We start from the raw sequence: 15,814 nt of genomic DNA, 5'->3' as shown, positions 1-15,814 counted from the left end.
GTGTATGTGTTAGTAAAAAAAATTTAAATTAAATTCTACTAATTACATATACTTACTTTAAATGAAAAATTATATAAATAATACCCTTGTAATACTATCCGTTTTAATGTTCACAATATCATTTGCGCAAAACATTGAAGGTGTAATTACAACAAACCTAAACATACCATTAGAAGCCGCAAATATTGTACTAAAAGAAACAGATTCTAACACAATTACAGATTCTAGCGGAAAATTTACGATTGACTCGAAAGGAAAATTCCCTTTAACTCTTTTAGTTCAATATGTGGGATATAAAACCGCAGAAATAGAAATTACTTCCTTACCGATATCTACATTACAAATAAATCTTACTGAAGAAAATGTATTGGTCGAGGTGGTCGTTTCTTCAAGACGCCGGATAGAGAAAGTACAAGATGTGCCAATTGCAATCTCCGTAATAACGGGAAAACAGGCAGAACAATCTGGAGCTTTTAACGTTAATCGCATAAAAGAACTTGTCCCATCCGTTCAATTGTATTCATCAAACCCCAGGAATACGGGAATTAATATTCGAAGCCTAGGTTCTCCTTTTGGACTTACAAATGACGGAATCGATCCGGGTGTTGGTTTCTACGTTGATGGCGTTTATTATGCACGTCCAGCTGCAACCACTTTAGATTTTATCGATGTCGAACAAATTGAGGTATTGCGTGGTCCACAAGGATCATTGTTTGGTAAAAACACCACTTCGGGTGCCTTTAACATTACTACACGTAAACCAAGTTTTATATCAGATGCTACCTTTGAAGTAACCTACGGAAATTACAACTTTTTGCAAGCTAAAGCTTCGGTTACTGGAGCTTTGAGTTCAAAAATCGCCGGTCGAATCTCATTTTCCGGTACGCAACGTGACGGTTTAATCCATAATGTTGTTACTGAAAAACCTACAAACACATTAAACAATCAAGGAATTAGAGGACAATTACTTTATACTCCTTTTGAAAGAACAAATATCATATTAGCTGCAGATATCACAATACAACGTCCAGATGGATATGCTCAGGTAGTTGCGGGTGTCGCACCAACAGAAAGAGCGGCTTACCGTCAATTTGATGCTATTATTGCTGATTTGAATTATCAATTGCCAAGTTTAAACGCGTTTGACCGTAAAATTGATCACGATACGGCATGGCGTTCAGGACAAGATATGGGAGGAATATCTCTTAATGTAGATACAAAAATTGGCAACGGTACACTAACGGCAACAACAGCTTGGCGTTTTTGGATTTGGGATCCATCAAACGATAGGGATTTTACAGGATTACAAGTATTAGCCAAATCGCAAAACCCAACCAGACAGACACAAATAACACAAGAAGTACGCTATGCAGGTCAGCTTACCTCAAAATTAAGCGGTGTAGTAGGTTTATTTTTTATTGACCAAACATCACAAACAGATGGTACAGAAGAATCCGGTAATGCACAATGGCGATTTGCGCAAAGTACTACCAGTAATTTATGGAAGACACCTGGCCTATTTGAAGGATATGGGATCAAAACCGATGCCCGCATTAGAGCTTCCAGTGCGGCAGTATTTAGTCAGTTAGACTGGGTAATAACAGAACGTTTACATGTATTACCAGGTTTACGTTATAATTTTGACAAAAAAGACGCTACTTACAACCGTATCACATATGGAGGACTTCAAACGAATGATCCAGCCTTAATTGCCTTGAAAAAATTAGTTTATACGGATCAGTCTTTTTTATCTAATACTAATAATATTAATTTTTCTGGAAATATAACCGTTTCTTTTAAAGCAACTGACAAGATTAATGTGTATGCGACTTTTGCAAAAAGCTACAAACCCGTTGGAGTAAACGTAGCTGGATTACCTACTCTTGCCGGGCAACCAATTCTTGAACTTGCAGTAATTAAACCGGAAGAAGTAAATCATTATGAAATTGGAGTAAAAACAGCACCGTTTAAAAACTCAATATTCAATTTTACCTTCTTTAATACCGATATCAAAGATTTTCAAACCAATGTACAGGCCGCTGAATTAGGTATAAACCGTGGCTATCTTGCCAATGCAGATAAAGTAGAGGTAAAAGGGGTAGAATTAGACGCCAGTTTTGTAATCAACAAACATTTAACCATCAATGGAGCAGCGACCTATACAGACGGTAAATATGTCAAATTTATAAATGCACCCCTTCCGTTAGAACAAACAGGAGCAGCAGTATCCTTTAAAGATGTTTCCGGAACTGCTTTACCTGGTGCTTCAAAATGGGCAGGATCTTTAGGAGGTGAACTTTCAGATAATGCCAAATTTTTTGGAAATACAGGAAAAATATTCTTTGGAATCGATTCTTATGCCCGTTCTGAATTCTCTTCTAGTCCATCAGCTTCAAAATATTTAGTCGTTCAGGGTTATGCCTTATTTAATGCTCGTGTAGGTTTCCGGGCAACAGATGGTTTGTCGGTACAATTCTGGGGACGTAACCTTTTAGACAAAGAGTACTACGAACAACTATTACCGGCGGGTGGAAATTCAGGACAATATGCAGGGGTATTAGGCGATCAAAGAACGTATGGTATTACACTTCGTTATTCGTTATAGTAGCACTAAATATAAACAAGCACAACAGCACCAGTAAAACTGAGTTTTGATTGTGCTAGATATGCAAATAAAACTAACCGTATTAATTATTTTACATTTTTAAACCTTTAATGTTGAACTATTTTGTCCTCTAAAGCAGCATATACTCTGTTTTTTTTGTGCGGCATTTGTTATACAAAAAAACTGCCCCAAAAAAGCGACTAACTTTTTGAGGGCAGTTCAATATACATAGGCTCATTGAAAAAACCATTGAAGGTTCTTATTTTTTAATTAACTTCTGACTGTAGCTTGTACCATCTTCTAATTTTATAGTGACAATATAAACCCCTTGAACCAGATTACCCGTGTCTACCCTAGATTGGAAACCTAAGTCCATTTTAGACTCTATTAATTGTCTTCCGTTCATATCAAATATAGAGACTACAGCCTTCCCCGCATTTTTATTTGATCTGATAAACAGCTCAGAACTCATTGGATTAGGATAAATGCTGAATAAAATTTCTGTGTTGTCCAAAAGGGTTAAATTACCACAAACCCCTATTAAAGGAACGTTAACAGTAAAATCTTCCACCTGATCATTCCTTCTTTCTGAGGTTCCTTGTTGCGCTAAAGCCCCAACCCCTCGTCGGGCAAATACCGCACGTATCAAGCATTCATTTGCACCACCATAGAGCACAGCATCAGCCTGTATAATTGAATTTCTTCCCTCTACAAATCCAACATTACCACATGTAATTAATTTTAAACCATCCATTACTAATTGGATAGCCATATTATTTCCACCTGTACCATAATAAATATCCGGATCAAAACCATACTTACCGATAAAAGCCCAATACATATCCCAAATCATAGTTGACCAAACAAATCCTACACCATGAGGTACGCTTATTGCAGGATTCGCAATATCAGCATAAGTATAATCATTGATTGACATATCAGTAGAATATGGAGAAGGACGTATACCAGGCCCTTCGATACCCTGAAACTGTACATAGGTTCCAATCCCTCTTTTTTGTTCGGGGGTATCGTTTATTTTTTGGGTCATTATAAGTCCAAAAAAGTCAGACCAACCTTCTCCCATTTGCTCTTCATAAGCTTGACTCAATAAACAATCAAAACGATTTCGACCTCCAACTAACCGTGTTGATATTCCATGCCCATATTCATGAGCAATTATTCCTTGATCCAAATCACCATCTCTATTGATCAAATTAGCAAGAGGACCTCTGTCAACTAACCGACCGAAAACAGGTTCTGTTGCCATTTTGTCTAGTAATATCTTTCCGTCCTCAAAAGACAAACCTACTGTGGGGATTGTAATCGTTTTGTATGGTACACCGCCTCCATTTACTGGACCAGCGTTTGGAGCGTTGTTAATGATTATGACACCAATAGCACCATTGTCCTGCGCTATTGTAATTTTATCAACAAATGGACAATTACCACGGATGATAACAGCAATTTTACCTTTAACTGCAACCGCACCAGCAGCTGTATAAGCTGTACATCCATCCCTAGGATCAGGACTCTGCGCTGGTGTACCGGGGGGAGTGGAGTTAGTTGAAACCCATGGAGTCCCGTCATCTTCTACAAGAACTAATCTGCTGTCAATAGAAGGATCCCCTTCTCTAGGAATAGCTACAAATGGAAAGCGCACGGAAGCATATGATTTCCGAAGTTCAGTTGCACTTGGAGGAATGACATCAAGAAACTCCCCAAAAGGAGATGCGCCCCATAAAAACATTTGCATTGTTGGCTCAAATCCATCAATCAAAGTACCAAAATTAGCATTATTAAGCCCACTACCGTCCTGAGCTTCAGCCTGTACTTCATCTCCATCCCAATCATTAATGGTTGCGCTGGTAGGTCCAGCAAAACGATCGTAATCACCCTCCTGGAAATTCCCATTCGTTTCGTCAAAACCATAGGCATAGGAAACATCATGCATGTAGTTGTTCCAAACAAATAAATTGACAATTGCAGCTTTTTGATAGGCTATCGGAGCCTTGCCTAAATCTAAAGGGTAGTCAAAACTCAGCGTACCTATACTGCTGGGCGCAGCAAAAGAATCTTCGGTCGCTGGCCCGTTAATCTTGCCCCCATCTTCATAGGACTGGACGTTATTACCAACCGTCTTGGATTCTATTTTTCCACCAAATTCATGCCAGCCTTCCGGTGAAGGGACAGCACTTCCTGTTTTTTGTGTACCGATACGTGCTGGATTATTAATCATAGTCCTGCTGCCATGATTGGGAGTCTCAACACCCAAAGGAAAAGCATTGTATTTAGATCCATCCGTAGCAGAAAGTGCTGCATTAGATTTCGAATCGAGTACAATAACATTTTTACTATCTTTTTTAAAATTAAAAAAAAGATTGTCTTTTTCATAGCTATGGCTGTGATTCTTGTGACTCCTTTGATTCACAGGTTTCTCATCAGTTACAACAGGTATATCAAAATTACAACTGATCATTAAATCGGATTTCTCTAAAAGTGTCCCATTAGAAGCATTGATCTTTGTTTGCCACCAATGCGAGGCTGGATCTTTAACAATAATCTCATAGGACAATACGAAAGTACCGGTAGAATTCTTAAAATAATTTAATGGAGCTTCAAAATTGCTTGTCTCTAGCTCCGAAGGCTTAAGATCTGATTTAGTAGCATAATTCACTACACTAACTCCGGCAGTATTGCTCAATCCTAACTCACTGATCGCCTTTCGTGCGGACTGAGCTGCGGTCAAACTAGCATTGCTACTACTGATGTTTCCGTATATATTTTTCACAAAAGTATGCTTAAAACTAGTAACCACATTGTTTTTTAAAAGCACTGTGGCTGCTGTATTTGCAATTTTAACCCCTCCTACCTCTTGTTGCAGATACGCAATTAGATAATCCGGGTTTTTAAGCGTCCCATAACTGGTTATGGTAAATTGATTGGCATCTGTAGCAGATAAATTTAAACTTGCAAAATTCACAAGCAGATAGTTTTTTATAATATCTTTTTTATCTTGACCATGACCTATGGTGCTCAGTGTTAAAAAATAACAAAACAAAAAAACAGAGTAAAGGTTTTTCATAATTAGCAGATTTTTAATTACTTAATTCAAATCTAAAACGAATGTAAATTATGAAATTTGATTTAATAAATTTTAGCGTATAATTTGAAATAAAAAACTAATAATTTATATTTAAACGTAAAAAATCAGGTAAATAGCAATTTATTACACTAAAATAAAAGAAAAAAATATTTTTTAGCAATGCCAAAAACATATTTGTACACGTTTATAAAAGGCAATTTTAGGCTATTCAAAATTCTAGCGATTAAAACTAAAGTCTAAACTTACCTATCAGTTTTATTTCTTTTAAAAACAAACTGATTTATACTGTTTTGAAGACTACAAAATGCTATCCACATCTAATGCAACAGTGTTAAACAGCTATATACTTGGCCTCAATGAGTACAAATGACATAAAACCACTAGGTTCTACACCCAAGTTTTCATAAGTTTTACCTGCACTATAACGAAGTAAAAAAGTATTGATGAATTACTTATAAAAACATTAACGCACTTAATTATAACCAGATTGTTAGTACCTTATTTTGAATGCATACCAGTTTTAAAATATTTCATAAAATATTTCATAAAATAAAATAAAATATCTCCTATAGAAATACTAGACTTTGTTTAAATTTGCCTTAATTGAAATAAAATTTAGTGAAAACCATTAGAATTATCTTGTTTTTATTTGTGTCACTGGGCTGCCAAGGACAAAGCAGCAAAATAGTGGATCATCAAAGTATTCTTTGGACACGCTATTACAACCAATTATCGTTAAACGAGAAGTGGTCTCTGCATTCTGAATTTGACAATCGTCTTTTTGTAAAGCCTATTGCTGAAAATTTATATGTTATTCGTGTTCAAGGACGTTATAAAATTAATGATCATCTGGAAACTGGAGTCGGTTTTGCTTATTTCTCTGTTGACACGCAGGTTCCTGAAATTAATTTTGATTTTGAAATCCCGGAATATAGAGGGCAACAAGACATTACATGGAAAAAAATCATAGGTAAAGTAACTTTCCATCAACGTTTTCAATTAGAAGAACGTTTTATTCATAACGCTAGCAAGACTGATTTATCGCCGGGAACCTCGTTTTCATGGAGGTTCAGATATAGACTTCAAGGGGATTATACCTTTTGGAAAAAAGAAAAACACTTTGTCAAAGCAATATTATCTGATGAAGTAATGGTTAATTTTGGAAAAAAAATCATCAAAAATACGTTTGACCAAAACCGAATTTACATCGCTCTGCAATATGGTTTTAATCCGAATATTGCTTTAGAATTGGGCTATTTAAACAGTTTTCAGCAGCGATCCAACGGAATTGATTATTTCAATAGAAATATTATCCGATTCAGTATATTGCATAAAATAAGACTCCAAAAAAAGAACCGAAAGAACTATTAGTACGTATATATTTTTACAAAAATACTAAATAATTATATTTTAAGTATTGATTACAAGTATATTAACTAAATATTTAGAATTTAAGATGTGTCTTTAATTAAAAGATATAGCCGTGAAAAATTTCGCAATTAAACTCGTGTGGTTTACCACCATTTACGTTTTTGTATTTGCCGGTTTATGTCAAACCACTATTCCTCTGCCAATTTTAATGATCCGACATTGCGTAAGTATACCATTAATCCTATTTATGGTTTATACCGTTCTAACTGACGATTAAAACTACAAAAACATTCAAAGATTGGTACAGTGACCATCCTACGGAAACTTTTGAAGAAGAAAAACGTTAATTGCTCAAATCCATTTTATGCAAAAAAAATCCCGATTTTATCGGGATTTTTTTTATTTTTCTCTAATATAAATATCGATTGGAACGCCTGAAAAGTCCCAGTTTTCTCTAATTTTATTCTCCAGATAACGTTTGTATGGTTCTTTTACATATTGTGGCATATTAGCAAAAAATACAAATTGTGGTGTAGGTGTTGGCAACTGCATGCAGTATTTAATTTTTACATACTTCCCTTTTGTTGCCGGTGGCGGGTAGGCTTCAATCACTTTCAACATAAATTCGTTGAATTTTGAAGTTGCAATATGCTGTTTTCTGTTTTCAAATACTTTGACGGTTGCTTCTAATGCTTTTAACAAACGCTGTTTGGTCAAAGCCGAAACAAAAAGAATAGGCACATCCGTAAATGGCATCAATTCTTCTCTGATTTTAGCTTCATAATCCCGAGTTGACATCGTTTCTTTTTCGACTAAATCCCATTTGTTTACTAATATTACAACTCCTTTACGGTTTTTCTCAGCCAACCAGAATATACTTTGATCCTGACCTTCAAATCCACGCGTGGCATCAATAATCAAAATGCAAATATCCGCATGCTCAATCGCACGAACCGAACGCATTACTGAGTAAAACTCTAAATCTTCCTTCACTTTCGCTTTACGACGAATACCCGCAGTATCCACTAAGTTAAATTCGAAACCAAAACGGTCAAATTTTGTATCAATTGCATCCCGAGTTGTTCCCGCAATATCTGTAACAATATACCTGTCTTTACCAATTAAAGCATTTATAAAGCTTGATTTTCCAGCATTAGGACGTCCAACCACTGCAAAACGAGGCAATACAACTTCTTCCTGAGTTGGCTCTGGTTTTATAGGAAAAGCATCAATTAATGCATCTAATAAATCACCAGTTCCACTTCCTGAAATACTGGCAAATGTATAATATTCTCCTAAACCAAGGTTGTAAAACTCAATCGCATCTTTCTCACGCATGGAATTATCTACCTTGTTTACAGCCAGTAAAACTGGTTTTGTCACCTTACGCAACAATCGTGCAACGGCATCATCCATTGGAGTAATTCCTTCCTCTACATCTACCACAAAAATGATAACATCAGCCTCATCTATTGCAAGTTCGACTTGTTTACGGATTTCTCCTTCAAAAACATCATCAGAACCACGCACGTATCCGCCGGTATCAATTACAGAAAACTCTTTTCCGTTCCATTCGCTTTTTCCGTAGTTTCTGTCACGGGTCACTCCCGAAACAGAATCTACAATAGCTTCTCTTCTTTGTATCAGCCTATTGAAAAGGGTTGATTTCCCTACATTAGGTCTTCCTACTATCGCAACAATGTTATTCATAATCCTATTTTCAAATATTTTGCAAAGGTATGCTTTTTTTAGTTTGTAGTGACCAGTTTTGAGTATTCAGCAAAAAAGCACACTAACTGCACGCCTTCAAACTAAATTTCAATGCCTTTTTAGGAGCTATTTCCAGCTGTCCACTCTATCTTTTATGTTTTAAAGAAAAACATAAAAGGATGCCGTTCCCATCTGGGCTAGGGCATTTCGAATTCTAATATTATTTATCGGAAAGTTTTTAGAGCTGAGCGCTAATAAACTGAACACTGAACTTATTGATTATACCCAAATCGTTTCAACATATTAACGTTGCTACGCCAGTTTTTGTTGACTTTTACGTACAATTCAATATGGATTTGTTTTCCGAAAAACTTCTCCAAGTCGGCACGAGCTTCCATTCCTACTTTCTTCAAAGCAGCTCCTTTATGTCCGATGATGATTCCTTTTTGAGTTTCGCGCTCCACCATAATCAAAGAACGGATTCTGATGATGTTTTCATCCTCAAAAAACTCTTCGGTAACAATTTCTACAGCGTATGGAATTTCTTTACTATAATTCAATAATATTTTCTCCCGGATGGTTTCATTCACAAAGAAACGTTCTGGTTTGTCTGTCAATTGATCTTTCGGGTAATACGCCGGTGATTCCGGTAATAACTCAATGATACGTCCAAAAACTTCCGGCACATTAAAATTCTGCAAAGCAGATATTGGAAAAATTTCTGCGTTTGGAACTTTCGCTGCCCAAAAAGCAACTTGCTCTTCTAGCTGTACTTGGTTTGAAGTATCAATTTTATTCAATAAAAGCAGAACCGGGATTGTGGCGTGAATAATTTTATTAAAGAAAGCTTCATCTTTCAAATCCTGCTCTCCAATTTCGACCATATAAATCAAGATATCAGCATCTTCAAAAGCAGACTTCACAAAATTCATCATAGATGCCTGCATTTCATAGGCAGGCTTTATAATTCCTGGCGTATCTGACAAGATCAATTGAAAATCTTCCCCGTTTACAATTCCAAGAATTCTATGGCGTGTTGTTTGTGCTTTTGAAGTAATTATGGACAATCGTTCTCCAACAAAGGCATTCATTAATGTTGATTTCCCAACATTTGGATTTCCTATGATGTTTACAAAACCTGCTTTATGTGACATTTCTAATATAATTTATTGTGCAAAGGTAGACATATCAAGTCAATAGACGAAATAAAACATTTTTTAAAATTTATGTTTGAATTTATTAAATTTGGTTGTACATTTGCACTCGAAACAACGCGGGATAGAGCAGTAGGCAGCTCGTCGGGCTCATAACCCGAAGGTCACAGGTTCGAGTCCTGTTCCCGCTACTAAGTTAATCGTATTGAGATTACAAACGCACATCGCGGGATAGAGCAGTAGGCAGCTCGTCGGGCTCATAACCCGAAGGTCACTGGTTCGAGTCCAGTTCCCGCTACTAAGAGAAACCCATCAACATTTTGATGGGTTTTTTCATTTTTAAACCCTTCCTCAACTCCTATAAAAACTGAGATTAACTCAAATATGGCAAGCCCTACAAGGAAAGTTCCTCTATTGACAGCAATCAGACCTTGCACGAAAGGCTCTATTATAAAGAGATTTTATTCCTTGGTCGATGGTATGAAGTAAATGTCAATTTGCATTTAGAGAACTCCTTATTTAAATCACTAGAACAAGGCGAGGAACAATTACTGGATAAAGAGCGCCAGGTAATTGTTAGATAAAGACACACGGGGAAAATTAAAAAAGGTCATTTGAAAATACAGACTGGCTTTTGTCTTAAGAATATGCTTTTTTTAGTTTTTAATTTATTTTTTGGAATGCTACTTTTTGAACTTCAAAACAGAACCTCATGGAGTAAGAAACCTATCCACTAAAGAAATAAGTCTAAGCTAACTAATGGAGAACTCATTTTGAAATGGAAACATCAAGAAAGGTGTTGACCGATTTGTTTTTTCATTAGAATAACCAAAAACAACTAAGAAATTCAAACAATAGAGATCCAAAAAACTTCCCAAATATTTAAAAGGAATAGATCAAAACAGACAACTAATACACGAATCCGTAAAGCATTTTAAAACTAAAAAAAACCTGCGTGATAAGTCACACAGGTTTTTTACCAACTACGTTTACTAAAATCAACCTATCCAAAATCAACTAAATTCAATTTATTAAAAGATACTAAGCGGTTATTTTATTTAAAATTAATCCTCCGAAACAATAGCTGAGTTTCTATTGGTCGTAACTTCTAATAGCACTGCAACGCCTTTGTCATTCAACATTGTCATATTTAACACATCTAAAACTGCTAAATCTTTAGACACTACTCCATTAAATCTATTGTATGAAATATTCATTTCTTTAAGATTTTCTAATTTTTCTAATTCTATTGGCACTTGACCGTTCATTTTGTTGTCAAATAAACTAAGATTTTCAAGTGCTGTCATGTTTACCACTTCACTACTTAATACTCCCGAAAGTTTATTACTATTTAAGAGCAATATTTTTAACGTTTTTAAATCATATAAAGAATTTGGAATTTCCCCTATAATTTCGTTGTTAAATAATGATAGTATTTCTAACTGTTTCAAGGATCCTATTTGCATGGGCAATTCCCCTGAAAGCGCATTCATATACAACTCTAAGTCTTTCAAATTACTCATTTCACAAATAGAGGAAGGAATTGTTCCTGACAACTTATTAAAAGAAAGGTTCAATACTTTCATTTCTTTTAATTTTCCAATAAAAAAAGGAATCGAACCTGATATTTGGTTCTTGTGTAAATCCAACTCTTGAAGACCTACGAGATTAACAATTTCAGCTGGAATTTCACCCACTAAATTATTATCAGCTAGATGTACTGCAATCACTTTTTCGTCTTGTACTTTTATGCCATACCAAGTGGTAACAGGTGATGATAAATCCCACTTGACATGCCACTGACTTCCACTAGTGGACTGGTACAGTTTTACTAAGGCATCTTTCTCCTGATCAGATACATCGGCCAACATTGAACATGAAAAAAAAATGATTAAAAACAGAGTAGTTACACTTTTCATCCCTTTAAATTTAGTCTTTTACATTCCTAAAATAGATGGTTTCTAGTTAATCAGCAAATAAAACCGATGAAATACATGTTTTATAATTTTAAATAGAGATATCTCTTACAGCAAAATATTTTTTAGAGTGCGTTCTATAAATACTCTGTCAATGATTGAACTTCCTTTTTCTTAGAACAATTCTAATTAAATTTAGCTTCATCAGGACAAAATAAATTACAAAACACCTGACTGGCAGTATATTTTGGATGGATATTTCACAAATATAGGAGTAGTAATTTACCTCAAAATTCAACAACAACAACAACAACAACAACAATAAAACTACATTCCCTAAAGCTCTTCGATGGCTTTTGCCAAATCAAGATCCTTATCCGTTACACCATCTGCATCATGAGTAGTCAGTCGAATGGTTACTTTATTATACACGTTGCATAATTCCGGATGATGATTTTTTTTCTCCGCTTTTATTCCTACTTGAACTATAAAACCTAAGGCTTGAGTAAAATCCAGGAACATATACTTTTTCTCAATTCCATTATTAATATACTGCCAGTCTTTCAATTTTTTCAACTCTGATTGAATGGATTGTTCGGTGTACCTTTTCATACTTTTATTTATTTATGGATTGATCTGCCTGTAACTTGCTGATGTAAAACAATATTCAGATTAAAACAATTATGAAGATCCAAATTTCAGGAATATAAAGTTAGTAAATTTTGATATATTGAAAAATAATTTAACTTTATTAACTAATTTTGGCGAAAAATATTTCTTTTTAATTTGAATTCAGCATACTCCTTTAAAATTTATACTACTACTGCGCAGCTCCATTCAAACTGGGATGACATGGCGATTTCGACTGTTTTTTTATCCAAAAAATATCTGGATGTTTTAGAAAGATCATCCCCTGAGAACATGATTTGTCATTATATTGGACTCTTTGAAAATGACACTTTAGTAGGGATTGCGCTTTCCCAATTTCTGGATTTAAACAAACTGGAATCTTTTGGAGAACGCGATAAGTGTATCAAGACAGCGGTACGAAATTTTGTTTTCAGGAACTTTGGATCTCATGTACTGGTTATTGGCAACAATATGTTAACCGGACAAAATTCTTTTGCTTTGTTAGACACCATTGATAAAAAGAGAGCTTTACAAGTATTGAATACTGCTGTAACTGAATTAAAACAACGCTTTAAATCCAAAGGCAAAAAAATTCACATTACCACCTACAAAGATTTCAATTGCGAGGAAATCAAAACCTTCCGTATTCCGGAATTCAAAAATGAATATCCGTTTTCGACACAGCCTAATATGGTTTTCACCATTAATGAAGCCTGGAAAACAGAACAAAATTATATTGACTCTCTTTCAAAAAAATACCGGGATCAATATAAAAGAGCAAGAAAGAAGGCAGATCAGATTGAAAAAAGAAAATTACACCTGGAAGACATCATTGCCTTGGAAGAAACGATTTATGATTTGTACCTTCATGTGGCTAAAAATGCTCCCTTTAATACTTTTTTTCTTCCAAAAAATCATTTTAGGATTTTTAAAGAAATTTTCAAAGACAAATTTCTTTTTTATGGTTATTTTTCAAAGGACAGACTGATAGGTTTCAATACTTTGATTAAAAACGGTTCCATAATGGATACCTACTTTCTGGGATATGATGAAAGTGTTCAGCGCGAGAAAATGCTGTACCTGAATATGTTATATGACATGATTGCCTATTCAATTAATAAAGGCTTTCAGGAAATTATCTTTGCAAGAACTGCTTTGGAAATCAAAAGTTCTGTTGGCGCTAAGCCCATAAAAATGTATGGATTAATAGGCCACAGCAATAGGGTTGCCAATCATTTTATGCCAAAGATATTCAAACATTTAGAACCTAAAATCAAATGGCAAGAACGCAATCCGTTCAAATAAATCCATAATCTGGATCAGTATATGGTACGGCAACTTTCATGTGTTTGGGTAAAATTTCGACATTTAGCTTAGTTTCGGATCCACAATATTCACCGTCAACTTGAAAGCTAACCGGCACACTAGTCGTGATTAAAGCATTTTTTACTGATATTATTTCTATATCTTCTGCATCATCTGTTGTTATATTTCCGGTAATAATTTTCCCAAGCACTACTAAATCTAAATTTTTCAAGATCACTAATTCAAATTTCCCATCGTCCATTAGTCCGTTAGGATTAATAGAAACTCCTGTTCCATATTTTTTTGAATTGGCAATAACAATCATTCTCGCTACACATTCAATAGTGGGAAAATCACCTGTTATTGTGGCAAAAAAAGGCTCATCTAAATCAATCAGAGTAGACACCGCTTGCAAAGCATACCCCAGTTTTCCCCGAATCGTACTTTTTTCATAGTTCTTAATCAATTCTGCATTAAGTCCAATATCACTTAGGTGAACACTTTTTTTTCCATTAATAGAAATCATATCAATCATCATGTACTCATTGTGAAAAGCAATTTCTAAGTTTTCCTCAAGTGTGGCAGGTAAATTCAAGTCTACTGCCAATCCATTAGCTGATCCGGCGGGTAAAATTCCTAAAATTACATCTTGATTTTCCATTGCTTCGGCTACCATTTTTATGGTTCCGTCACCCCCTGTAATAATAATTCGTTGTGGTTTGTAGGTTTGATACAGCAACTTTATTTTATCAATATCATTTACTCCCGAGGTATTATAAATTACCGGATTAAAATTTTCTTTTTCAGCAAAAAGTGCCACAGCATCAATAAATTCAGATTTATCAATGTCACCGGAAATAGGATTAACAACAACAATAATGTTATTTCTCAAACTTTATCTTCTTTTATTAATTAAAATTAATTAAATTCATCTCCAATCAAAAGTACTACAATAAATGAAACCAATTTTAAAATTATATCGTGGCTACGCTAATGAGCAAGAATTAATTGTCATGGGGCATGTGTTCAAACCAACAACAGTTAAAGAATATAATTTTCAAAAAAAGAACTTTAAAAATGCTACTTCAGTAATCAAAATGTTTCAAATAAAGACACAAGCAAATGCTGATGTGTATTTAGAACAAAACAATTCCAAAATCCATACCAGAACACTAAATGATGGTTATTTTAAGTTTTGCGTGCCACTAGATCAGGATTCTAAGTATGGCTGGATTGATTATAAAGTGAGTATTACTCATAATAACGAAACCATTACGGCCAAAGACAGTTATATTCGTCCACACAAAGGAAATCTGGGAATCATCTCTGACATTGATGATACTTTTTTAGTTTCTCACACGCTGAATCCTTTAAAAAAATTATATGTTTTATTGTTTAAAAACATATATAAAAGAAAAACTTTTGATGATGTAGTTACCCATTATCAAGCCTTGAGTTCGGCAGGAAGAACAAACAAACACGAGTTAAATGCGTTCTTTTATGTTTCCAGCAGTGAATGGAATTTGTATCGTTTTGTCATACAATTCACTGAAATTCATAAGCTTCCAAAAGCCGTTTTATTACTGAAAGACATCAAGACGAGCCTGGCTGATTTTTTCATCACCGGAAGTGGGGATCACAACCACAAGTTTGACAAAATAAAACACATTCTAGAGTTTTATCCCAATTTAGAGTATGTACTTCTAGGGGATGATTCACAACATGACCCCTATTTATACGAAGCTATTTGTAAAATTTTCCCAGTTACCGTAAAAGCAGTTTATATCCGACAAACTGGGACTTCTAAAAAAGAAAAAATAATTACAATTATGGAAAATTTAGAAACCTTAAAAGTTTCTATTTGTTATTTCAAAAACAGTAGTGAAGCTATTGCACATTCAAAATCTATTGGGATTATTAAATAAAAAAAGAGCTCCAAAACCGGAGGGCACTGAAAAACTTCACTTATTTTGATTAGCATCCTTTTTTAGACAATAAAAAAACGCTTATAACAGGATTT

Annotated in this window: 10 protein-coding genes and 2 tRNA genes; 6 read left to right on the top strand and 6 right to left on the bottom strand. The window is 34.7% G+C overall.

Annotation, left to right across the window (positions count from 1 at the left end; genetic code table 11):
• Positions 1-61 precede the first annotated feature (61 nt).
• The gene (locus EKM05_RS13500; protein WP_126556117.1) at positions 62-2,605 is read left to right on the top strand and encodes a TonB-dependent receptor; all 2,544 of its coding nucleotides are present in this window, start codon (positions 62-64) and stop codon (positions 2,603-2,605) included.
• A gap of 259 nt (positions 2,606-2,864) precedes the next feature.
• On the opposite strand, the gene EKM05_RS13495 is transcribed toward EKM05_RS13500, so the two are convergent.
• On the bottom strand, positions 2,865-5,687 hold the full coding sequence (locus tag EKM05_RS13495) for a T9SS-dependent M36 family metallopeptidase (protein ID WP_126556114.1): 2,823 nt from the start codon (positions 5,685-5,687) through the stop codon (positions 2,865-2,867).
• A gap of 639 nt (positions 5,688-6,326) precedes the next feature.
• Between EKM05_RS13495 and EKM05_RS13490 the strand changes: the two genes are divergently transcribed.
• Positions 6,327-7,079, top strand: a complete 753-nt coding sequence (locus EKM05_RS13490; RefSeq protein WP_126556111.1) for a DUF2490 domain-containing protein — start codon at positions 6,327-6,329, stop codon at positions 7,077-7,079.
• Positions 7,080-7,478: 399 nt separating this feature from the next.
• Here the strand turns inward: EKM05_RS13490 and der are convergent, their stop codons facing one another.
• Together der and era are read right to left on the bottom strand one after the other, a co-directional pair.
• A complete protein-coding gene (der, locus tag EKM05_RS13480; RefSeq protein ID WP_126461959.1) occupies positions 7,479-8,789 on the bottom strand; it encodes a ribosome biogenesis GTPase Der in 1,311 nt (436 codons plus the stop codon).
• Positions 8,790-9,061: 272 nt separating this feature from the next.
• The gene (gene era, locus EKM05_RS13475; RefSeq protein WP_126452863.1) at positions 9,062-9,943 is read right to left on the bottom strand and encodes a GTPase Era; all 882 of its coding nucleotides are present in this window, start codon (positions 9,941-9,943) and stop codon (positions 9,062-9,064) included.
• A 118-nt stretch (positions 9,944-10,061) separates the two neighbouring features.
• Here era and EKM05_RS13470 point away from each other — a divergent pair.
• Both EKM05_RS13470 and EKM05_RS13465 read left to right on the top strand, forming a co-directional pair.
• Positions 10,062-10,134 (top strand) — tRNA-Met (locus EKM05_RS13470).
• A gap of 34 nt (positions 10,135-10,168) precedes the next feature.
• Positions 10,169-10,241 (top strand) — tRNA-Met (locus tag EKM05_RS13465).
• A gap of 766 nt (positions 10,242-11,007) precedes the next feature.
• On the opposite strand, the gene EKM05_RS13460 is transcribed toward EKM05_RS13465, so the two are convergent.
• Positions 11,008-11,862 (bottom strand): leucine-rich repeat domain-containing protein, encoded by an 855-nt coding sequence (locus EKM05_RS13460; RefSeq protein WP_126461956.1) that lies wholly within the window; start codon positions 11,860-11,862, stop codon positions 11,008-11,010.
• A gap of 333 nt (positions 11,863-12,195) precedes the next feature.
• The gene (locus tag EKM05_RS13455) at positions 12,196-12,471 is read right to left on the bottom strand and encodes a 4a-hydroxytetrahydrobiopterin dehydratase (RefSeq protein WP_126556108.1); all 276 of its coding nucleotides are present in this window, start codon (positions 12,469-12,471) and stop codon (positions 12,196-12,198) included.
• A gap of 174 nt (positions 12,472-12,645) precedes the next feature.
• On the opposite strand from EKM05_RS13455, the gene EKM05_RS13450 reads away from it, so the two are divergent.
• Positions 12,646-13,794: a GNAT family N-acetyltransferase gene (locus tag EKM05_RS13450; RefSeq protein ID WP_126556106.1), complete on the top strand. Its 1,149-nt coding sequence runs from the start codon at positions 12,646-12,648 to the stop codon at positions 13,792-13,794.
• On the opposite strand, the gene EKM05_RS13445 is transcribed toward EKM05_RS13450, so the two are convergent.
• The gene (locus tag EKM05_RS13445) at positions 13,787-14,686 is read right to left on the bottom strand and encodes a diacylglycerol kinase family protein (protein WP_126556103.1); all 900 of its coding nucleotides are present in this window, start codon (positions 14,684-14,686) and stop codon (positions 13,787-13,789) included. The two genes, EKM05_RS13450 and EKM05_RS13445, sit on opposite strands and share 8 nt — an antisense overlap.
• Before the next feature lie 64 nt (positions 14,687-14,750).
• Here EKM05_RS13445 and EKM05_RS13440 point away from each other — a divergent pair, with 64 nt between their 5' ends.
• Entirely contained in the window at positions 14,751-15,719 is a 969-nt protein-coding gene (locus tag EKM05_RS13440; protein WP_126461942.1) for an App1 family protein, read from the top strand.
• Positions 15,720-15,814 lie beyond the last annotated feature (95 nt).

The sequence above is a fragment of the Flavobacterium sp. GSP27 genome (assembly GCF_003970395.1).
Taxonomy (GTDB): Bacteria; Bacteroidota; Bacteroidia; order Flavobacteriales; family Flavobacteriaceae; genus Flavobacterium.
Note: the sequence above shows the minus strand (reverse complement) of the source record. Positions and strands in the feature narration are given on the sequence as shown.